This is a genomic window from Neobacillus sp. YX16, assembly GCF_030123505.1.
Lineage (GTDB): Bacteria > Bacillota > Bacilli > Bacillales > Cytobacillaceae > Neobacillus.
This window is the reverse complement of sequence record NZ_CP126115.1, coordinates 5593453-5616618: the sequence shown is the minus strand read 5'-3', so window position 1 is coordinate 5616618 and position 23166 is coordinate 5593453. Positions and strand designations below refer to the sequence as shown.

The 23166-nt window shown below is 41.9% G+C and carries 11 protein-coding genes; 9 read left to right on the top strand and 2 right to left on the bottom strand.

Features of this window, described 5'->3' with window-relative positions:
- The first annotated feature begins 232 nt into the window (after positions 1-232).
- Complete coding sequence (locus tag QNH48_RS27585) at positions 233-4414, top strand: S8 family serine peptidase (RefSeq protein WP_283952839.1); 4182 nt, start codon at positions 233-235, stop codon at positions 4412-4414.
- A gap of 156 nt (positions 4415-4570) precedes the next feature.
- Here QNH48_RS27585 and QNH48_RS27580 read toward each other — a convergent pair whose 3' ends face one another.
- Positions 4571-10144, bottom strand: coding sequence for a pullulanase (locus QNH48_RS27580; RefSeq protein ID WP_283952838.1), 5574 nt, complete (start codon positions 10142-10144; stop codon positions 4571-4573).
- 773 nt (positions 10145-10917) lie between these two features.
- Positions 10918-12288 (bottom strand): sigma-54 interaction domain-containing protein, encoded by a 1371-nt coding sequence (locus QNH48_RS27575; RefSeq protein ID WP_283952837.1) that lies wholly within the window; start codon positions 12286-12288, stop codon positions 10918-10920.
- Between the two features lie 337 nt (positions 12289-12625).
- On the opposite strand from QNH48_RS27575, the gene QNH48_RS27570 reads away from it, so the two are divergent.
- From QNH48_RS27570 to QNH48_RS27535, 8 genes are all read left to right on the top strand, one after another.
- Positions 12626-13684 carry an aromatic ring-hydroxylating oxygenase subunit alpha gene (locus QNH48_RS27570; RefSeq protein ID WP_283952836.1) on the top strand — a complete coding sequence of 353 codons (1059 nt, stop codon included), beginning with the start codon at positions 12626-12628 and terminating at the stop codon, positions 13682-13684.
- A gap of 71 nt (positions 13685-13755) precedes the next feature.
- A complete protein-coding gene (locus QNH48_RS27565; RefSeq protein ID WP_283952835.1) occupies positions 13756-15471 on the top strand; it encodes a thiamine pyrophosphate-binding protein in 1716 nt (571 codons plus the stop codon).
- Between the two features lie 73 nt (positions 15472-15544).
- Positions 15545-17014: an aldehyde dehydrogenase family protein gene (locus QNH48_RS27560; protein ID WP_283955901.1), complete on the top strand. Its 1470-nt coding sequence runs from the start codon at positions 15545-15547 to the stop codon at positions 17012-17014.
- 105 nt (positions 17015-17119) lie between these two features.
- Positions 17120-18295, top strand: a complete 1176-nt coding sequence (locus tag QNH48_RS27555) for a Glu/Leu/Phe/Val family dehydrogenase (RefSeq protein WP_283952834.1) — start codon at positions 17120-17122, stop codon at positions 18293-18295.
- A 69-nt stretch (positions 18296-18364) separates the two neighbouring features.
- On the top strand, positions 18365-19792 hold the full coding sequence (locus QNH48_RS27550; RefSeq protein WP_283952833.1) for an amino acid permease: 1428 nt from the start codon (positions 18365-18367) through the stop codon (positions 19790-19792).
- 185 nt (positions 19793-19977) lie between these two features.
- Positions 19978-20169, top strand: coding sequence for a DUF3311 domain-containing protein (locus tag QNH48_RS27545; RefSeq protein WP_283952832.1), 192 nt, complete (start codon positions 19978-19980; stop codon positions 20167-20169).
- A complete protein-coding gene (locus tag QNH48_RS27540) occupies positions 20166-21641 on the top strand; it encodes a sodium:solute symporter family protein (protein WP_283952831.1) in 1476 nt (491 codons plus the stop codon). The genes QNH48_RS27545 and QNH48_RS27540 overlap by 4 nt, the downstream gene beginning before the upstream one ends.
- Positions 21642-21692: 51 nt before the next feature.
- A complete protein-coding gene (locus QNH48_RS27535) occupies positions 21693-23135 on the top strand; it encodes an aldehyde dehydrogenase family protein (protein WP_283952830.1) in 1443 nt (480 codons plus the stop codon).
- Positions 23136-23166 lie beyond the last annotated feature (31 nt).

The following is a 23166-nucleotide window of genomic DNA, read 5'->3' as shown; positions in this document are numbered from 1 at the left end:
TTTTGGATGATTGAAAACCCCAACTCAACTAATTGTATTCAAAGCCATTCGTATACTAACTTCCACTTTATTCCTTATATAGATTATGAAAAGTAGGTTGAAAGTCTTGCCTGAAACCCCGTTTGTCACCTAGTAGAAAAGTTATTAATCTATTATTGTGTTAATTTTTTGAAAATTAAGAGCGGGAATAATTTTCGAGAATTTTCAACTAGACTATGAAAAGAGGGAAACTATGAAAAATGTAAAAAGAAGATGGGTTAGCAAAGCGGTCAAAAATACAACTGCGCTTGCCCTATCGGTAGGACTAATTCTTCCGTCCATGCAGTCGGGTATGACGATTGCTTCAGCCGAACCACAAAGTAATGCAGAAGAAATTTTAGCATCCTTAACGGATGAACAACGAGCAGCCCTAAGCCAATCCGAGGCAAAGGAGAACTATGGACTTCAAGGGTTTGAAGAGAAAGAATTAAAGGAGAATAAAGAGATTTCTGTTATCGTTCAGTTCAAATCGAAACCAGGACAAGTGGCGGTCTTGGATGCTGCTCTGGATGGAAAATCATTAACAAGAGATGTAGCAAAAAGTAAAGTTGATCAAGAACATGACTCGTTCAAAAATGATCTCAAAAAGATCTTTCCTGCAACCAGTGCGCAACGGTCGCTTCCTTCCACTAAAAAAGGGTTAAATATGGTAGAAACGCCTTACCAAATCAAACAATCCTTCAAAACGTCTTATAATGGAGTGTCGATGACTTTACCAGCGAATCAAGTAGAATTATTGCTCCAGTCGGATGTCGTTCAATCAATCTACAAAGATACCACCTTCACGATAGAACCGCCTTCCCTTGCAGATTCTAAAGGGAAACCAGGTACACCAGATGCACCCCAATCAACACCGACAGGAGATCCTGTTTCATTCTTAGGAGTGGACAAGCTTCACAAAGAGGGTATCACGGGTGAGGGAATCAAAGTAGCTGTTATCGATACGGGAGTTGACTACAATCATCCGGATCTCAAAGATGCTTACAAAGGCGGATATGACTTTGTCAATAATGACAATGATCCGATGGAAGCCACTTATGAGGATTGGAAAAAGTCTGGATCACCTGAGTTTGCTGCCAATGGTTCTGCCTATTATACAGATCATGGAACGCATGTATCTGGTACCATCGTTTCACAAGGGAAAAATAATAGTGAGGTTTCCGTCAAGGGGATTGCTCCTGATGCGGAACTATATGTGTACCGAGTACTTGGTCCTTATGGTACTGGGACATCAGCTAATATTATTGCTGCTATCGATCAAGCAGTAATCGCAGGTATGGATGTCATGAATCTTTCATTAGGAGCTACTCTCAATGATCCATACTTTCCAACAAGTACAGCCATTAACTATGCCGTTTTAAGCGGTGTAACCGCAGTGGTAGCAGCTGGAAACTCTGGTCCGGGATTCTATTCACTAGGTTCTCCTGGAACAGCGGCTATGGCACTTACTGTTGGGGCAAGTGATATTTCGATGCCAGTTACGACCATGAAGGGTAACGTAGCCACTGGGTCATCGATTGAATTACAAACGATGGCGAGAAGCTTTTCTGATGAACTTACCACATTTAAAGGGAAAAGCTTTGAAATGGTGGATGTTGGTTTAGGTGGAGATGCTGACTATACCAATAAAGATGTGACAGGAAAAATCGCGTTAGTGGAACGTGGTACCCATGCACTGGTAGATAAAATTAAGTTTGCAAAAGCACATGGGGCGAGTGCCGTTCTCCTCTATAACAATGTAGAAGGACATATTGGAGCTTATCTTGGCGAGGCACAGGATTTTATCCCAACCTTCTCTGTGACACAACATGATGGACAAGCATTAAAAGCACAAGTAGCAGCAGGAAAAAACACATTTACCTTTACTGACGTAACTGTTACCAAAACAGAGGGAGATAGGCTTGCCGATTTTAGCTCTCGTGGTTCAGCATTAAAAACTTTTGATATAAAGCCAGAAGTAGTTGCACCAGGTGTGAGTATTCTCTCCACCGAACCTGCTTACATCACCAACCCAGCTACTCCTACGGATTACACAAGTGCCTATGCCCGTAAGAATGGTACATCGATGGCAACACCACATGTAGCAGGTATATCAGCGTTAATGTTACAAGCAAATCCAAATCTGCAGCCGGGCGATATTAAGACCCTCTTAATGAATACGGCTGAACCATTGAATGGAGACTACCTGCCGCTTGAACAGGGAGCAGGACGTGTCGATCCATTTGAAGCCGTACATCCTGGAATGAAAGTTCAAGTTCAAGATGAAACCCTCATTCCGTATGGGGAAGAAATGGTCACTATAGAAGAAACAACTGGTGGAATCAGCTTTGGAGAACTTTATACAGGTGCAGACCATTCCATCAATAAAAAAGTTACTTTACAAAACTTTGAAAAAGAAAATAAAAAGTTTAACGCAAACGTTCATTTTCAATTGATAAAAGGAACATCTGATCCAAAAGCCAATGGAGTAAAAGTAGCTATTGATCCCGTGATTCAAGTGAAGAAAGATGAAAAGAAAAATGTAAACGTATCGCTCACTCTACCGAAAACAGCAAAAGAAGGCGTCTATACAGGTTATATTATCCTAACAAACCAAAAAGATAAAACCGAGCAATATCGTATTCCATTTAGCGTTAAAACAATAGAGGAAGGTTTTTATGGTTTTGCCCTCAATAAAGCTTCAACAATGCTAGAATATAGAATTTCGCAAACGGAACCGATGGGAATGGCTTCTGGTAGTGCATCGCCTACACTAGTTTTCAATATGAAAACACCCATGAAAAAAATGGATATGGTGTGGCAAGATGGAAAAACCGGTCAAGATCTTGGGTATGCTACATCATTGGATCTAACTAAACACAACACAAATACGTATATTATATCAATTCTTTCTATTCTTGGTAGTTATTATCCATTTACTGGTGATCCTGATCATCCGATTTCTGCTATTGCAGAAAACCTAAAACCAGGATATTACAAGCTGAAATTGATCTCGACTTCTGTGACAGGCAAAACTTTTACCAACTACGTTGATCATTATGTAGATATTGAACAACCAGAAGTTACTACATCACTTGATCAGGAATCACCTTTTCACGAATACAAACCTGGTCAAGAAACGTATCCATTTTCGATGCAAGTAACTGATCCGCAAGTGAAGGAAATGCAAGATGCTGGGATGGATGTAGATTTATCCGATACCTCCTTTGAATATGCTATGCATACTTCATCTCTATCCCCAATAATTAATATGGATAAAGATGGTAAGTTTTCTGAAGACATTGTGATGCATCCAGAAATACCTGCTTTAAGTTTCATAGTAAAAGGAAGAGATGTTGCTGTAAATAGTCCAGTAGCAAAACAATATTATTTTATCAAAGAAGGTGCGCCAAACGCCTATATCACCAGCCCAACTAAAGAAGTAACGATGGGTGATACCGTAACGGCAACTCTTAAATTAGATAATATTTCATCCCTATCATCTGCTAGTTGGACTTTCGCTAATCTAGATAAAAACTTTGAGATTGTCGATGCCAAACCAAATGCAGAGTTAAGTCAATATGGAGAAGCAAAAGTGACACTTACGAAATCAGGTACTCCAACCGTACAATTAGATCTGCCATCAACGACTCAAATAAAAGACAAAGTGGCTGCGGTCGATCTTACTTTAAAAGTGAAAGATTCTGCCTTTAGTACTTCTGTCAAACTAGATTCTACTGTCTCTATTGCCAATACTGAAGGAACTAGTAATTTAATTAAAGCAGGGTATACTTGGGGATTATTATCTTCTTTCTCTGAGCTAGAAGGCCCGCTTACAGCTGAAGGGTTTTTAAATCCAGGCACTACGAATAAGTATAAAAATGTTGACTGGCCAAACGCAGGTGCATCCATCAAACTAACTCAATCGAACGGTAACGTATTTGATATTACGCCAAGTTTAGTTAAGGATGTCAATCGTTTTGCTATCTCTAAATTACCACTGACTGGTGATTTATGGTCATGGGAATTTACTTTACCAGGTCACTTTAAGGTAAATATTCCAATGATGTCCGGTTTTGAATACAAAGGTACTATCTATGGTCAAGAAAAGATACTTGTAAGTACCTACTTTATTAAAAATGCAGTTGCTGGTGATGTGAATCAAGACCAAGTGATTGATATCAAAGATGCACTGGAGATTCAAAAAGCATGGGGCACTAATACTCGTGCGGCTGACATTAACTGGGATGGAACCGTGGATGCAACAGATATTAAGTTTGTCCAAACCAACTATCTCAAAGTAAATCCATATGTGAGCGACACACCAGCTCCGGTGGATCAAGTGGATGGAAAAACACTAGAAGATATTCTAAACGAGTTAGGCATAGGTTCGTAAGATTATGATTTAGGGACCAAGGGGACGGTTCTTGTGGTCCACATTAATATCATTTATGACCATGGGAACCGTCCCCTTGGACACCCTTGGACACTTGGACAACAAAGAGAGACCATGCTAAAAGCATGGTCTCTCTTTGTTTATATTAGCTTTTTCCTATTTACCGTTACCAGTCTTGCCGCCCACTTTGATTACTATTGTTGTTAATGGGTCAATGGTCAGGGTTCCATTCTTAAGTGTGAAGCCTGACTTTTTGGAAACTGGGGTTGCGCCTGCTTCGTCACTGTCGACAACTACCTTGCCTTTAGAGAGGTTATGTTCTCCAAGTGTCAAGGTGCGCGCTTCAGAATCTGCATTGACGAACACATAGTAGGTTCCAGTATTGTCAGTGGAAACAGCTTTGTACGCTAGAACAAGGTCTGTATCCTTAATTTCAGGAAGGTCAAGCAGCTTTACATTTTGGTTAACCAGCTGTTGGTCGCCCAAACGGAAAGCATTTGTTGATTTCCTTAGCTCAATCAAACCTTGAGTAAACTCGCGAGTTTCTGTATTTACTGGATATAGCTTCTTATTCACAGCCTTCTGCCAGTCAAACATATTGATGGCATCGGATGAATCGTAAGAATCGTGAATAAAGTATCCAAATGAGCTGCCTTGTTCGTCTTTCAGTTCATGGTATTTCTGTTCCGGAACACCTTCACCAAGCCATTGCTTTGTCCGGCCGTATTCCTGTCCTGCATGCAGGAAGGCTGTTCCTTGTGAAGTCAGAATCAGGGAATTTCCAATACGGATACGCTTATGAATTTCCAGGTTGTTTTCCGGAATAGAAGGATCCTTTTTAATGGATTGGGCGATGACATCATATAGTGTCATGTTGTCGTGAGCCTCGATATATTGAACCATATCACCAGGATCATCCTCAGACGTGTTGGACGGCTGGCCCTTAATGTTGTTGAAAATGGTATCGATGCTCCTTGCTCCGCCTGTGATGAATCTAGGTTCGCCTTCTGAACCGAAGCCAGATTTCAATTCATTGCGGATTTCATCAGAGAATACTCCGACATTGTCCGTCTTGTCCATCCAATCCTGGTCCGCTCCCATTCCTTTTAGTTCAGGCTCGCCGATATGGCCGGCAAATGTCCTCCAGCCTTCACCAAGGAACAGGGCATTGGGATTAATGGAAGCTGCGGCATCATAAGCATTTTGGATGGAAGGATAGGTAGCATCACCCATCATGTCAAACCTCATACCATCGATTTTATACTCATCAAACCAGTATTTTACAGAGTCGACCATCAGCTTTTCGGCCATTTTATGGCTGGTTGCCAGGTTGTTTCCGAAACCGCCTAGGAAGTTGCCCTTATCGTCTTGGAATGCATAGTAGTTTGGAACAATGTCATTTAACATGCTTGATTTTGCCATATGCGTGTAAACCACATCAAGCACGACGCCCATTCCGGCATCATGGATGGCATCAATCAGTTCTTTCAGCTCTTTCACGCGCTTTTCAGGATTCGTTGGATCCTCTGAATAGGCGCCATCTGGAGAGAAGTAGCTATGCGGGTCATAGCCCCAGTTGTATTCATTTCCTCCGGCAGAGTAGTTAAGCTCTCGTTGTCCCATTTTGGTTTCATCCCCATAATACCACGCCATTACCGGAAGCAGTTGAACGTGCGTGACGCCCATTTTCTTCAGATAATCGAGTTTATCAATGAAGGCTTTGTAGGATCCCCATCTTGCATCGAGATCACCCTCGATGGACGGGTCGGAAGTGAAGTCACGAATATGTGCCTCATAGATGATGGCATCTTCGCGTTTTTCATACCCTTTGATTTTTGCAAAATCAAAGCCTTTAGGGTCAGTGCCGCTCAGGTCAACAATCGCCGCCTTGCCGACACTATCTCCATCAGGACCAGCTTCACCTTTCGTATTGACAGTAAAGGCTGCCATTGACTTGGCATACGGGTCAAGAACTTTATTTGTTACTCCATCATTTGTCACTTCATATTGGTAAAAATAACCCTCTAAATCAGCTATATTTAGGTCGCGTGGAGCAATGCTTGCCGACCAAACCCCTTTTTCACCTTTTGTCAGCTCAATGCTGCCGATTTGCTCAGCTGCATTTTCCTTATTGAAAAAGTTTGCCACGACCTTGCTTGCTCTTGGAGCCCAAAGTTTAAGAGTAACAGCGCCGTCTTTATAGGTTGCGCCAAGGTCATTTTTTTCATATCCGTACATAGAGTCAAGCATTCTCCAGCCCGTAGTGGCTGATACGGTCCGGCCAGCATACGTTACGGATAATGGAAGTTTATCAATGTCGAAGGCTGCGGTTACTTTTGCAGAAGCGGCTCCAGTAATTTCAACCGATTCAATGGCCACAGTGCCGCCGTCAGCATCCTTGATTTCAAGGGCGTCTTTCAAGCTGTCTGGTGTCAGACCTTCTGTCATCGTAAAACCAAGCAGAATACTATTTTCAGAGATGACTTCTGCTTTCGTGATTCCGGTTGCCTGCTCCCAATAAGGTGAGATGTAGACATTGTTGTCACCTTGTTTGATCCAAAGGTGATTATATTTGTCGAGCAGATTGAAGGATTTGTCTCCAGCGTCTTTACCAGCATCGCCTTTGGTTACATCCATCACAAGGAAGCCAAGGGTTTTTGCCCCTTCTGCAAGCTTCACGTCAACATACGCGCCATAGCGGTCTGTGCCGGAGAATGGGGAGGCTCCGGTCGGCCAGTTGGCAGATGGTGATGCAGCATCACCCCAGAGCCATGCTCCGAAATTTCGGTAATCGCTGTTGTCACGAACATAATGGATACGGACTGTGTTTTCCGGCAAGTCTACTGGCTCATAGTTGTAGACGTTGTCCGATCCTTGCTTGATCCAGATTTCGTTCATTTCTGGAGATGTAAAGGTGAATCCCTTGTCTCCGCCGTCTTTACCAGCATCGCCCTTTGTTATATCCATAAGGAGGAATCCAATGTTTTTCGCACCTTCTTTAAGCGGTACATCAATATAGGCACCGTAGCTGTCTGTTTTTTCAAACATAGTCGCTCCAACTGGCCAGTTGGCAGAAGGGGAAGCTACATCATTCCACAGCCAAGCACCGTAATTTTCATAATTACCATCTATACGGTTGTAGTGAATACGGAGGTGGTTCGCAGGAACGGGCTCAACACTTCCTTCACCATCTTCACTGTCCGCAGCTGCTGCAGCTGTGATGCTGCCATTTTCAACGGTAAGAAGTACTGTACCACCGTTTGCCTTTGCAGGGATGGTCACTGTGACTTTGCCATTTGCTGAAGCACTGAAAGTCTGGTTTGAATAATGGTCTGTCACAACGGCATCTTGGGAGTCCAATGTAAAAGTAACTTCCTTGGTGCTGTCTGCAATGTTTAAGCCGACATATGCTGCTTCGCTTTCGTATTTCCTTGCAAAAACTAAGAACTTGTCGCTGTCAGAGCCGCCGATTGTCAAGCGTTCACCTTTGGCAAACACCTCTGAATGATCAGCTCTAAAGTTCAAGACCTTCGTATAGTGTTGTAGTACATCATTGTTTTCTACCTGATTCCAGGCAAGGTCGTAACGGTTGTCATACTGTGGATAGTTGTTGGCGCCGCTTTGGCCAAGCTCTTCACCGTAATAGATGACTGGCTGGCCTTTTGCTGTTGCCTGCAGGGAGGCTGCCAGCTTCAGCTTGCCTTTGTCATTTCCTTCCTTGTAGAGGAATCCATCTTCGTCATGGCTTCCCAGAAATTGGCCAAGAGTGGCCGTGTTATCAATTTTTCCGTTGCGGGCTATCAGGGCATCGTTTGCCGACTTTAGGCTGCCGTTAACGAAATTGTGGGCGATATCTTTAAAACCAAAGTCAAGCAGGGAATCCATCATTCCTGACTCAAGATATCCGCCGTTTTGATCAGCACTTCCGCCCCAGAATTCACCAATCATTTTGTGCTCTGGCATGATTTTGGTAAGTTCATTTTTAAATGCCATCAAGGTAGCATCTTCCACGTGTTTTACCGTATCGACACGGAAATAGTCGATGGTATTTCCGTTAGCTGTTCTAGATTTTTCAATCCAGTCTGTTTGCCAGTCAATGATCGTTTGGCGGACGGCTGGATCTTCTGTTTTTAAATCCGGAAGGCCTGCCAGCTCACCAACAACCTCATCGGTTCCAACATTAGAACCTTGGCGGAGAAGGGAGCTGAACCGAGCGCGGTCTTCATCAGTTGGGTAGCCTGCAGGCGGATTTGCCACAGTCCCATCGATCTCTTTTAATCCATAACCCGTGTGATTTAATACTACGTCGACCATAATTTTAATACCACGGTCATGGGCGTCGTCAATCAGTTGATGGAAATCTTCCATACTGCCAAAGTGAGGATTCAATTGTCCAAAATTGTTTGCCCAGTAGCCGTGGTAAGCGTAGTAGGAATGTCCTTCTGGGTTGTTATAACGAGCATCGTACTTAACGTTGTCCACGATTGGGCTAATCCAGATGGTGTTGACACCAAGCTTGTCCAAGTAATCCAACTTTTCAGAGATGCCTTTAAAGTCTCCTCCCTGGTAGGTTCCACGGTCGTTTTTCGCATCGTAATTCTGATTATAAGGATCGTTGTTTGTAGAATCACCATCAAAGAATCGGTCTGTCAGCATGAAGTAGATAATGCTTTCATCCCAGTCAAAGTCATTTTCCCCAACGGACTGGCGGGCTTTCACCTCTACTGAAGCAGAACTGCTATAGTAGTTTCCGTAGGAATCAATCACCGTAAGAGGGATCGTTTTTGTTCCTGCTGTGATATGGTCATCCACGGCAATACTGATTTCTTTCAGCGCAGGGTCAATCTCAAGCTGCTTTGATCCTCCAAGGGAAGAGATGTCCGCAAACATTTTGTTGACTTTCAGTTCATTCGTCAATCCCTGTACATCAACAGTCAGCACCGCATTTTGATTATAGTCAATCACTGCAGGCTGAACGGTACCTGAAACGGTTAAATCGGCTTTCTGGAAATCTATCACTGAAACGCCATTAACAGTGTTGTAAGGGTCACTTACTTCCTCGGTTGTGCCATCCTTTTTGGTCACAAGGTAGGAATATTCGTTTTTACCATTCGGAATGGTGTTATATGTCACTACAAATCTCTCATTCTCTGGTTCAAACGTCATTGGTGTTGTTTTGCCATCAAATTTTAATTCTACTTTTTCGATGGTGTCCATACCATCGTTTGCAAAAAGCAGTTTATCGCGATAATAGAACGTCGCATTTCCCTGATCGATAACAGGGGCGGATCCATCAGGAACGATACGGATTTGTTCCACTCCACTTGTGATGTAAGCTTTCGTAATCGAGTCATTCTTATTAACAGGAATGAAACGGTCGCCAAATTCCTTTTGTGCGGTATTCCAGTCATATGTGCTGCGAAGTACAAAGCCCATTTGGGCAGTTTCGGAGCTTACGGGAATCGTAGCACTGGCATGGTTATCTTGATAGGAATCAAAAATAACCTGACCATCGCTGACGCCAGTATTCCAAGTCCAAATGTTCCAATCGCCAAATGTCTTATCGTCACGAATGTACGTGAAACGAATCTCGCGATTGGTTGAAGCAGTTGTCTCCGCCTTCGTCTCGGCTGCAAAAGCTTCCTGGCTTGGGATATAAGGTATCCACAGGCTCAAAAGCATAATCGCAGTCATGATGATGGAGAAAGTCCTTTTTGTGGTTTTTCTCATTGACACAATTACCCCCTTTTAAATTTTGAAATAGGGAAGTATAAGAGCGTTTTGCTGCAAGTCAGTTGCTGTAAAGGTCTGTTTACTCTTAGAATTACCCTGGTTGCGCAATCGTTTGCACAAAGTGCAAAAAAAAAGAAGTGCTTTGTTGAGCAATTTGTATAAAGAACCAATGAACAGAAAACTCCTTAAAACATATGGAGAAACTTCCAGTCTATTAACCTCTAAATAGAAATCGCTTACAAAATAGCAATACATTTCATGCAAACGATTGCATTTCCAATATACAACAAAATCATCCTCACTACAAGGACCATGGGGACGGTTCTGATGGCTTTTTTAAGACAATTTCCGCACTTATTACTTAGGAAAACCCTTGAGGTTACTGGATTTATATTCAAACAAATTAGACGGTTAGTTGGTAATTTAACATGTTTATTTTTGTGAAAATTTTTATTTTTCTAGTTTCCATTGTCGATTTTGAAGATCAATTCTAGAAGTCAAAGCTTAATACGACAATAATTTTCTTGGAAACAGGCAAAAGTTCGTTTGATAGAGGGATTTTATATTTAGATTCATAAAATAAATGTTGATTTAGCATTTACAGATATAAGGAAAAGGATGGGATAGTGGGGTCAGAGCCCCAGTAAAGTAAGGTATTAATTCGTCGGGGGTTTGACCCGGCTCTCATAAAACATGGTGAGAGCCTTTTTTGTGAAAAAGATTAAAATTCGGGGAACTTTTGTAGACTTTTTGCCGATCATTTTGGAAGCTCAATCCTCCGACAAGTCCTGACAATATTCTCTAATCAATCTGGCCGCATATGTTTGGCTGATTTGCAGGTCCTTGGCCACGCGCCTGGAGCTTTTATTGGCTTTATAGGATTTACGAATCATCTCTTTTTTTGCCAATTCGACTGCCTCATTAAGGGTAGCGGGGGCAGCATTTTCAATTTGCGCTAGTCCTTGGTTATAAATGCCTTCGGGCAGGTCATCGATACCGATGACATCATTGCTTACAATGACAAGCTTTTCTATTAGGTTTTCTAATTGTCTAATATTTCCGGGCCATGAATAATGGGTAAGCCATTCGAGGCAATCTTTAGAAATTAATTTGTTCATTTCAAGGATTCGATTAAATTTGTATAAGAAATTATAGATGAGCGGGACGATATCTTCTTGCCTTTCCCGAAGCGGGGGCATTTTGATATCCACAACGTTCAGCCGATAATATAAATCTTCTCTAAACATTTTATTTTTCACCATTTTGTTTAAATCTTTATTAGTCGCGGCAATAATTCGGATATCGACTGACTTTTCTCTCATGCCGCCAATGGGAATGAACTTTTTCTCCTGAATCACTTGCAGTATTTTAGCCTGAAGAGGCAAAGGCATGTCCCCTATTTCATCAAGAAACACCGTACCCCCCTCCGCGCTTTCCAGTATCCCTTTTTTTCCGGCACGGTTTGCATTCGTGAAAGAACCAGGTGTATAGCCAAAAAGCTCAGACTCCATTAATTCAGCAGGGATTGCAGCACAATTGATGGTTAAAAATGGGCCGTTCCTTCTATTTCCGTTTTCGTGAATATATTGGGCTAAGATGCTTTTACCTGTTCCGGACTCGCCTAGAATTAATATCGTAGAGTTTGCAGCTGCCACCTTCTTGGCAAACTTCAACACATTTTTCACCTTTTCATTATTAGTAATGATTCTGCCAAATGGATCTTCAGCTTCTTTACTTTTTTTTGAATCCCTTTCTTTTACCTTCAGCATTTTGTAACTTTGTAATTCCCTTGCTGTCGTTACGATTAATTCCACTTCTTTTTGATCATTTAAAATAGGGACGACCGAGGTGAGAAGTTCCGCACCAAGGATTGTAGTTTGTTTAATCGTAATTGGCTCTTTTCTTTCCAATACTTCGGGGAAAATGGAGGGATACCAATAGCCTTTATCGGCTAATTCCATGCTCGCTTTCCCTATAACGTCTTCCTTATTTAACCCATAATGCTTCTTACAAGCGTCATTTACATAGATAATTTTCTTATCCTTATTTAAAACAAAGATTTCGTCAGAAGAATAATCTAAAATTTTTATAAGCGCTTCCATATTTAGATCTAAATCGGTTAGTAAATTGGATAATGGCATGAAGTGACCTCCCGAAAATCATATTATGAGTTCGATAGAACTCAGAGTGAGTTTCATTGTATTCAGTAAAATGTTACAGTAGGCAAAAGTGTGATTATAATCACATCCTACTAAATGTTAGTCCAAATATTCGGAATTGTAAATAGTTTAAAAAGTATCTAAAATAGGAAAATATCAGGGGGAAAGTCAGCTGGTGAACACGAATGAACTCACTTGCCCTTTTAATATCCTATTAATCTAGGCTTTTTTGTCAAAAAGACAGTTGGCACGGAATTTGCATCTAATGAATTATGAAAAGTACTTTAAAGGATTTGAATGACAAAAGGAGGAATGACAAATGAAAGCGTTAACAGGAAATTCTCTGGAGCACACTCTACCGTACGAAAATTATGTGAATCCGCAAATATTTGAAGAGGAAAAGAAAAGGATTTTTCAAGACAGCTGGATTTTAGCTGGTCATATAAGCCAGGTGGAAAAACCGGGAGATTTCTTTACTTTTGATATAGCAGATCAGCCATTAATCATTAGCCGGGATAAAAACAATGAATTAAATGCCTTTTACAACATTTGCCCGCATAGAGGAACCAAAGTGGAAAAAAGCGAGTGTGGAAATAAAAAGGTTTTCACCTGTACCTATCACGGCTGGACATTCCACATGAACGGGAAATTAAATAAGGCGCCAAACTTCGGTACAAATGAATTAGGAAACCATAGCTGTATGCCACAAGTAAAGCTTGAAGTATTCCAGTCCATGATCTTCATAAATTTGAACCAAGAAGCAAGACCAATGGAAGAAACGTACGGAGAATTTATGGCCAATCTGGAAAGATACACCTTCTTGGATTCTTTGAAAAAGGTTCGGGTAACCCAAAGGGTCATTGATGCTAACTGGAAATCGATTGTTGATAATTACCTGGAGTGCGATCATTGTAAGATTGCCCATCCTGAGTTTTCAAAAACATTTGATATGAAAAATTACCACATCGATTTACATGGCAATTTCTCATGCCAATATTCGGAATTAACCAAAAAGTCGAATGAACAACAAGAAGATCACGCCAATTTCTATTGGGTATGGCCAAACTTGATGGTGAGCATTTATCCTGGAAAAGAAGGGAATATGACGACAAGTCAAATTTTGCCGCTGGCACCGGATAAATCACTTGCCATCTATAGCTACTACTTTAAATCGGATGAAATTAGCAAAGAGCAAGAGGAATTGATTCGTTTTGTCGATCAGGTAAGATTAGAGGATTTCGACCTTGTCGAATTATTGCAAAAAGGTTTCCATACGAATGCCTTCAAGCATGGAGTGTATTCACCGACTGAGTATGCAATCAAATTTTTTCACAACCTTTATGAAGAAGCTATGAACGTAAAAGAAGGTGTGCTATAGCGTACCCCTTCGTTTTATATGAAAATAGAGTTATATAGAAATATATTACTAGACATATTTGGAGGATGAAAATGAATAATCAAACATTCACAGCAGTTGCAGAACCAAATCTTAAAGGTTACCAAACAGAATTCACAGTTGCGGATGCCATCGTAAAAGAGCTCCTGCAAGCTGGAGTAGAGGCAGTATTTGGAATCGTTAGTATCCACAATATGCCAATTTATGATGCAATCCTTAGGGATGGAAACATCCGCACCGTTACGGCCCGTGGTGAAAGCGGCGCGGTCAACATGGCTGATGCCTATGCCCGTGCTACAGGAAAATTGGGCGTTGTCATCACAAGTACTGGTTCTGGTGCAGGGAACGGGGCAGGTTCCTTGTCAGAAACATGGAACTCGGGCACTCCTCTTTTGCACATTACAGGGGAAGCAGATTCTCATTATATTGGAACAGATCAACGTTATATTCACGAGGCAAAAGACCAGTTAAAAATGATGGAGGGTGCGAACAAAGCAGCTTATTTATTGAAGCGTCCAAAGCAAATCATTCCGTTTATGCGTAAAGCAATCAAAGAAGCGCTGACGGTGCCAACAGGTCCGGTAACGGTTTCCATTCCAACCAATTTCCAAGCGCGAATCATTCCTAACAATCAATTAATTGATGTGGAAACGGTTCTAAATCCAGAAGTGAAAATCAACATTCCTGCTGATGTTGTTGAAAGGATTGCCCTTGCAAATAGACCGATCATTTGGGCAGGAAATGGGGTCATTGCGTCAGGTGCATCAGAGGAACTGCAAAAGCTGGTTGATAAAATTCAGCCTGCGGTCGTTACAAGTGAATCCGGAAAAGGGTCTATCCCTGAAAACCACCCGCTTTGCATCGGCAATTTTGCGTATTTCCCTCAAGTGGAGGAACTATTGAAAAAGTCGGATTTACTTATTAGTGTCGGGGTCCGTTTCCGTGGAAGTGAAACGAATGGATGGACACTTCCGGTACCGGAAAATCATATTAATATTGATATGAACCCTAATGCCTTTAATCGTAACTTTGATACATTGTATACACTGAACGGAGATGCCAAGGCCGTTTTACAAGAGATCAACACGATTTTGGCAAATAAGGAAATCCAGCCTGACCAAGCTTATGTAGAAGAAGTGAAGTTTGCCCGTCAATCTGTTCGTGATGACCTGCGCAGCCAAATTGGGCCTTATGGAGAAGTGGCGGATATTATGCGTGAACAACTGCCTGAGAATACAGTTTTGGTGACGGATGTGACGATCCCTGGATACACTTGGGGAAATAAATTGTTCGATATTTATGAACCAAGAAATTACCTGTACATGACAGGCGGAGGAATTGGACAAGGTTTGCCAATGGCGATTGGCGCCCAAATCGGTCAGCCGGATAAGAAAGTCGTTCTAATTGCAGGTGATGGTGGATTCATGGTGAATTCAAGTGAGATGATCTCAGCGATTCAGGAGGATGCACCGATTATCGTCCTATTATTTGATGATGGTGGATATGGAATCTTAAGATACTATCAAGAAGCGGCATATGGCCGACGTATATCGGTAGACTTGAAAAACCCTGATTTCGTCATGCTGGCAAAATCAATGGGCTTCGAATCAGAGAAGGTACGCTCGGTTGAAGAGTTCAAGGCAGGATTAGCGAATGCAATCGCAAGCAAAAAGCCTTATATGGTTGTAGTCGATGTAGAAGCAGTAGGAGTATTGGAATACAAGGATTCGGACGAATATATCGCCTCTTTCCGTCCAAAACAGGGATAGATTTCCACTAACGTTCATCCCCCACTTCTAAAGTGGGGGGAGCGTAAGCCATACTTGGAGGTACAAAGCTATGATAAAAGAGTTAAAACACTATATAAATGGGCAATGGGTAGAATCAAGTAACCCGAACAAACTTGATATTATTAATCCCGCTACACAGAAAGTCATTGCCAGGGCATCGAGCGCTACGAAGGAAGAAACAGAAGAGGCAATCAAAATAGCAAAAAGAACATTTGAAAGTGGTATATGGTCTGATCAATCCCCACAGGAGAGGGCGGCTGTTTTACTTCAGATTGCTAATCTATTACAGGAAAACTTTGATGAATTAAGAGATTTAGAAGTAGAGAATAACGGGAAAACGAAAAGAGAAGCAGAATCGGATGTTGAGGAGGCTGTGAATACATTTCGTTATTATGCAGGTCTGCTTAATGTGCCTAACGGCCAGGTTTATGAAACCTCCGGAAATATGCAGACATTGATCATTAAGGAACCGATGGGAGTTGCGGGATTAATTGTCCCTTGGAATTTCCCCTTATTGATGAGTGTATGGAAGATTGCACCGGCACTTGCGGCTGGTAATAGTATCCTTTTAAAACCGGCGGAAATTACTCCGATGACAGCAGTGAAATTGTTTGAACTGATGGATCAGTCCGATTTACCAAAGGGAGCAGCTGCCCTCATTATGGGAGATGGACCGGTGGTTGGCCAGACGATTGCTGAAAGCCATGATGTCGATATGGTTTCCTTTACTGGAAGCACAGGGGTCGGCCGCTATATCATGCAGGCCTCAGCCGGAAACATGAAAAAAGTATCCCTTGAGCTGGGAGGGAAATCTCCGAATATCATCTTTGATGATGCCGATTTGGAAACAGCCGTTGATTACTCTTTATTTGGCATTTTCATGGGATCTGGTCAAGTTTGTTCTTCTGGAAGCCGGATTCTTGTCCAAGAAGGACTCTACGATGAATTTGTTAAGAAATATATACAAAAGGCAAAAGAGATTCGAGTAGGTCCTGGAAATGATGAGCACTCCCAAATGGGGGCTATTGTAAGTGAAAAGCACTTTAAGAGCATTCTAAATTACATTCAGATTGGTAAAGAAGAAGGTGCGAACCTTGCTCTTGGCGGGAATAGAATCGAGGGTAAAGGTTTGGAAGATGGATTTTTCATTGAACCTACTGTCTTTACTAATGTAACAACGGATATGCGGATTGTCAGGGAAGAAATCTTTGGCCCTGTCGTTACCATCCAGAGATTCATAGATGAAGAGGAGGCCATCAAGATTGCCAATGACACAGAATATGGACTAGCAGGTGCTGTTTTCTCTACTGACCAAAACAAAGCCCTACGTGTCATCAAAAAGGTTCGTGCCGGCATCACTTGGGTAAACGCCTACCATCTTACAACTATCCAAGCTCCATGGGGCGGACACAAACAAAGCGGTATTGGCCGAAGCCTTGGCACGTATGGATTGGATGAATACCAGGAAACAAAACAGATTAACATAAATTTGGATCCAAAGCCTATTCGCTGGTTTGACTAGTAACCTATTTTTTTTAAGGTATTAACAACATATTCGTAGTGTTAATAGTATTTTTAATCGTAGCTGCATGATGCTTGAAGGAAGAGATTCTTAGGAGGTATTGGAATGTCTAAACCATATTTAATTGTTGAGTGGAATGATACAGAAACAGACGCACAGGGGTGGCTTGTTGTTCATAATTTCGTGAAAGGATATACAGGCGGCGGTACGAGAATGCATCCGACAGTAACAAAAGAAGAGGTTGAAAGATTGGCCCACGCTATGGCTTATAAGTATGTAGCTAGTGACAGCGGAACGACCGGAGGATGTAAAGCTGGTATTAAGTATGATTATAAAGCTCCAGATGCTAATGCCGTCTTAAGAAGGTTTTTAATTGCCATGATGCCTTATATTGATAGCGGGGTATCTTTAGGAAGTGACTTGGGTACGAAGTACGAAGATGTACTGCAAATCTTTAACGAATTCGGCATCGACATCCCTCTAACCCAATCAATGAAACAAAATCCTGCGATTCTTCAAGGAATCAAGGATTTTGATGGACTGATGAAAACCAGAATTGATGGATTGCTTTTAAATGATGCTGTCACAGGATATGGTGTTGCCTTTTCAGCCGATGAAGCATGGAAGTTTAAAAAAGGTAAGGACGGCGCGAAGGTTGTTATCCAAGGCTTTGGTTGTGTAGGGGCAAGCTGTGCATTAAAACTGTCTCAATTAGGTTATAAAATCGTCGGAATTTCAGATGCGAACTTATTAGTCACCTGTGAAGAAGGATTGGATATTCAAAATCTTATTGACCATAAGAATGTATATGGAGAAATGGACCAAGATTATTTTGAACCAACCTATACGGTAAGGCCCAACTCTGAGTGGCTCGATGTGGATTGCGATATTCTTATCCCATGTGCATTAGAGGACGTGATCAACAAGTCTAATGCTGATACTGTTAAAGCGAGTTTGATTGTTGAGGCTGCTAATATACCAGTATCTTCCGAAGGAGATGAAATCATCAAACAAAGAGGAATTGATATCGTTAATGATTTTGTTGCGAACCTAGGGGCAATCAGATTTTATGACGCTGTTATTTTTGGACTGGTCAAACCAGACCCGCAGGCAGTGATGGATGATATTGAAAAGCTATGCCGAAAAAATACCCATCGACTATTTTCAGAAGCGAAGAAACAAAACCGATATCAGCGGGATGTTGCGTATGAAATTTTTAAACCTGAAGTCAGTGATTTATTAGAGTTTACAAGTATGTCTGAAAAGGAAGCCGTCAGATAAGCAGGTAATAAAATGGGTCATTATTTGCCCTATCCCTTATACGGATAGAAAAAATACAGGGGGAATTGTATGAAGCCAGAACAAGGAAGTCAACCAAAAGAATTAAAACGTTCGATGAAAAGCAGGCATTTATTTATGCTTTCTATAGGGGGAGTTATTGGAACGGGTCTTTTCCTAGGATCGGGGTATGCGATTGGCGAGGCCGGACCTTTCGGGGCTATTACCGCCTATTTATTCGGAGGCTTGCTCATGTACTTGGTTATGGTTTGTCTAGGGGAGCTATCCGTCGTCATGCCGGTTTCCGGTTCATTTCAGGCCCATGCAGAGCGGTTTATCGGCCCTGCCTCTGGGTTTATGATTGGCTGGACTTACTGGCTTAGCTGGGCCATATATGTAGGACTAGAGTTTATTGCAGCCGGATTGCTGATGGCCAGGTGGTTTCCAGATGTACCAGTATGGGTATGGTGTGCCGTTTTCTCCTTACTTTTATTCGGTATAAATGCCTTGACTACAAGAAGCTTTGCTGAGATGGAGTACTGGTTCTCTGCGATTAAAGTAGTAGCTGTTCTCTTTTTTATTGTCGTTGGCGGGGCAGCGATTTTCGGTTTGATTCCTATACAGGGACAATCGGCCCCCTACCTTTCAAACTTTTTCGGTGACGGAATATTTCCAACAGGTTTCATCGGCGTCTTTATATCCGTGATGACAGTCGTTTATGCCTTTATGGGTTCGGAAATTATGGGAGTTGCAGCCGGTGAGACAGAGGATCCCGAAAAGAGTATCCCAAAAGCAATCCGGAGTATCATCGTCCGTATTTTACTTTTCTATGTACTGGCCACTTTTGTCTTATCAGCCATTGTTCCGTGGAAACAGGCGGGTGTGCTCGAAAGCCCATTTGTAACGGTATTCGATATGACAGGAATTCCTTATGCGGCTGATATTATGAACTTTGTTATATTAACAGCGATCCTTTCAGTGGGGAATACAGGTTTGTTTGCTTGTACGAGAATCCTTTTTTCACTTTCCCAAAGCGGACAGGCTCCGCGGGCATTCGGTAAGGTAAACAAACGCGGTGTTCCTATGAACGCCTTGCTTGTGACACTCGCCTTTGCTTTGCTTTCCTTGCTTACCAGTGTGATAGCAGAAGAAACATTATTTGTTGTCCTGCTTGCGATCAGTGGTGTTGGAGGGGTAGTTACGTGGATGGCCATTGCGTTTGCACAGTATAAATTCCGCAAACAGTATATTGCGGGTGGCGGAAAGCTTGCGGATTTGAAATTTAAAGTTCCTTTCTTCCCGCTGGTTCCAATTTTATGCCTTATCATGTGCGTAGGAATCGTCGTGTTTACTGCTTTCGATCCGGCACAGCGGACATCGCTTTATATAGGATTCGGCTTTGTTGCCGCTTGTTATGTTTTTTACTACTTTAAATTTACAAGAAAGAAAAGGGATACATCCATCCTAACAAATGGAGAGCCCGATAAACTAGTGCAATAGATTTAAAAAAGTCTACGTGGTGTATGGATAAAAGATGGGCATCCATAGATCAGATACCTTTCCAATTCAAAGAGAAAATGGTTTAATGGAGTTTTAATTGTCAGAAGGTTCAAATATTGACTATCCAAATAAAACATACTGTTTACTGTATTACATTTATCTATTCGAAACTAGGATGGTGAAATATGAAGAAGAAGGTATATCTATTAACTTTAATACCAGCCTTGGGTTCACTTTTTGTCATTAATAAAGTGGAACCCTATGTACTTGGATTGCCATTTGTCCTGTTTTGGGCTATATGCTGGGTGGGCCTGACATCCTTGTTCTTGATCATTGCCAATAAGCTGGATCCAGCGAATAAGGAGGAAGAAGTATGAACGCAGCCCTTCTCGTCATCCTTTTTTTCCTGGGATTGTGTATTTGGTTAGGTTTGCAAGCTCGAAAAGGGAAAGAAATGAATATGGAGCAGTGGTCTGTCGGGGGACGGGGTTTTGGAAGTCTTTTGATGTTCTTTTTATTAGCGGGTGAGATGTTTACTACCTATACATTCCTAGGAGCAAGCGGTGGTGCTTATCGATCCGGCATGCCTCCCGCCCTATACGCTTTCAATTGCTTCTACTTTGTAATCGCTTACTGGCTGCTGCCACCTATTTGGAAGTATGCGAAGGAAAATAAAGTCATATCCCAATCAGATTTTTACGAGAAAAAGTATAACAGTCAGGCACTTGGTATTCTCGTCGCGATCATAAGTGTTGTTGCCGTTATCCCATACTTAGTGATGCAGTTAAAAGGATTAGGAATTATTGTATCGGAAGCGTCCTACGGTTCTATCTCTCCTCAGATGGCCATCGTCGTAGCGGTTATTGCTGTTACCATTTATGTAACGGTATCTGGGATGCACGGAGCCGCATGGACAGCCATTATTAAAGATATCTTGATCTTAGGTGTTATGGTCTTTATGGGGTTCTATTTCCCTTTTCATTATTACGGCGGCATAGAGCCGATGTTTGAAGCCATTGATACCGCCAAAACTGGATTTTTAATTTTCCCAGAACAAGGATTAAGCATTTCATGGTTTGTTTCGGCTACGATCATGACAGCACTGGCATTTTACATGTTTCCACATATGATGGCGGGGATATTCTCAGCTAAAAGTGGAAAATCACTGCGTATAAATGCAGGGGTCATGCCTATCTACCAGATTATTATCGTTTTTTCTTTGATTATCGGTTTTTCTGGTGTTTTACAAGTGCCAGATTTAAAGGGGCCAGATACAGATTTAGCCTTATTTAAAATGGCGAAATTGTCTTTCGACCCTTGGTTTGTCGGGGTCATTGGCGCAGCTGGAGCCATGGCCGCCCTTATCCCAAGTTCTTTGGTATTGACGGCGGTTTCAACGATTCTTTCTAAAAATATCTATAAAGCATGGAAACCGAACACAACAGATCAGCAGATGGCAAGGATGGCCAAAAGGTTTGTGCCTATTATAGCGTTGGTAACCCTTTTCTTTACCTTTAATGGAGGGGAATCGATTCTTACGCTATATCTTATGTCTTATAGCTTTATGGTTCAGTTATTTCCTGCTTTGTTTTTCAGCCTTTGGAAAAGGAACCCCGTTACCGTCCAAGGGGCCTTCGCTGGAATGATTGTTGGCAGTATCATCGTCATTTATTCAACGATTACAGAAATGTCACTTGCAACGTTATTCCCGTCATTCCCAAATGTCATTAAGGATTTAGATCTAGGATTAGCCGTGTTAATGATCAATGTTGCTGTAACGTTGGGAGTAAGTGTTGTAACGAAGAAAACGGCGGCTAAGGTGGATAATGACACTAAATTAGTAATCTAGCATGTAATAAAAGTAAAAAAGATTGATAGAAGAGTTTAGGAGGATTTATCGATGCGCCATTTGAATTACATTAACGGCCAATGGAAAGAACCAACTACAAATGAATATAAAGAGAATCTTAATCCACATAATGGAGAAGGCTTGGGGGAATTCCCATCCAGTGCAGCAGCTGATGTTCAGGATGCTGTAGCTGCTGCAAAAAATGCTTTTCCTGCTTGGAAAAAACTCTCCATTCAACAAAGAGCAGCGTATTTACAAAAGGCTGCGGTAATTTTGAAAGAAAACATTGAGGAAATAGGACGGGATCTAATTAAGGAAGAGGGAAAAGCGTTTTCGGAAGGGATGGGGGAGGCGAATCGCGCGGTAAGCATCCTCGAATATTTTGCAGCTGAAGCACGGCAGCCGATTGGAGATGTCATTCCGTCCGCGAGTGAGAAAACATTTTTGTATACGACCCGTACACCCCTAGGTCCTATTGGGTTAATTACACCATGGAATTTTCCCATTGCCATTCCAGTATGGAAGATGGCACCAGCCCTTATATACGGAAATACAGTGGTGATTAAGCCTGCTGATTTAACACCGAAATCTGTCTGTCACGTGATGAAGGCTTTTGATGAAGCTGGTCTGCCAGCAGGTGTCCTGAATTGTGTATTTGGCAGAGGTTCTGTTATTGGGAATGAATTGGTGAACCATCCAGATATAAAAGCCATTTCTTTCACCGGTTCGAACCAAGTAGGACGGCAGATTCAAAAACAGGCTGTAGAACACGGAAAAAAGGTACAGATGGAAATGGGAGGAAAGAATCCGCTCGTTGTTCTCAATGATGCAGATCTTGAAAGAGCGGTTGATATAGCTGTAAACGGAGCATTTAAATCTATCGGTCAAAAATGTACAGCAACGAGCCGTGTGATTGTCGAAGAAGGGATTTACGAGTCATTCCGTGATAGGCTAGTAAAGCGTACGAAGGAATTAACCATTGGTAACCCGCTTCACGAGGGAACCGTTATCGGGCCGGCCGTATCAAAAGCACAGCTTGATGGGGTGCTCAAAATGATCGAAACGGGGAAATCAGAAGCAACACTGCTTTGCGGTGGAGAGATCCCGGAAGAGGAAGAATTAAAAAATGGTTTTTATGTAAAACCAACAATCTTTGAAAACATGCCTAAGGATGCTCGGATTGCCCGTGAGGAAATTTTCGGTCCAGTTCTTGCATTGTTTAAAGTGAAAGATTACGAGGAAGCAGTGGAAATGGCAAATGATACTGAATTTGGTCTTAGCGCAGCCATCTGCACAAACAATTTAACATTGGCCCGCCGTTTCGTTGAAGATGCGGAGGTAGGACTTGTACATGTGAACTCGGAAACTTCGGGAGCAGAACCACAAATGCCTTTTGGCGGAGTTAAAAATTCTAGTTCGGGCAATCGTGAACAAGGAAAAGCTGCTATTGAGTTTTATACAGAAGTAAAGACTGTTTATATGGATCCAATGTAATTCTTACAAGGAAAGTCAAAATGGAGAGGGG

Excerpts from the sequence above, each read along its gene's own strand:
- QNH48_RS27540 (WP_283952831.1), top strand. The coding sequence starts at position 20,166 with ATGAACGCAGCCCTTCTCGTCATCCTTTTTTTCCTGGGATTGTGTATT.
- QNH48_RS27535 (WP_283952830.1), top strand. The coding sequence starts at position 21,693 with ATGCGCCATTTGAATTACATTAACGGCCAATGGAAAGAACCAACTACA.
- QNH48_RS27580 (WP_283952838.1), bottom strand. The coding sequence starts at position 10,144 with ATGAGAAAAACCACAAAAAGGACTTTCTCCATCATCATGACTGCGATT.
- QNH48_RS27555 (WP_283952834.1), top strand. The coding sequence starts at position 17,120 with ATGTCTAAACCATATTTAATTGTTGAGTGGAATGATACAGAAACAGAC.
- QNH48_RS27570 (WP_283952836.1), top strand. The coding sequence starts at position 12,626 with ATGAAAGCGTTAACAGGAAATTCTCTGGAGCACACTCTACCGTACGAA.
- QNH48_RS27585 (WP_283952839.1), top strand. The coding sequence starts at position 233 with ATGAAAAATGTAAAAAGAAGATGGGTTAGCAAAGCGGTCAAAAATACA.
- QNH48_RS27550 (WP_283952833.1), top strand. The coding sequence starts at position 18,365 with ATGAAGCCAGAACAAGGAAGTCAACCAAAAGAATTAAAACGTTCGATG.
- QNH48_RS27565 (WP_283952835.1), top strand. The coding sequence starts at position 13,756 with ATGAATAATCAAACATTCACAGCAGTTGCAGAACCAAATCTTAAAGGT.
- QNH48_RS27545 (WP_283952832.1), top strand. The coding sequence starts at position 19,978 with ATGAAGAAGAAGGTATATCTATTAACTTTAATACCAGCCTTGGGTTCA.
- QNH48_RS27575 (WP_283952837.1), bottom strand. The coding sequence starts at position 12,288 with ATGCCATTATCCAATTTACTAACCGATTTAGATCTAAATATGGAAGCG.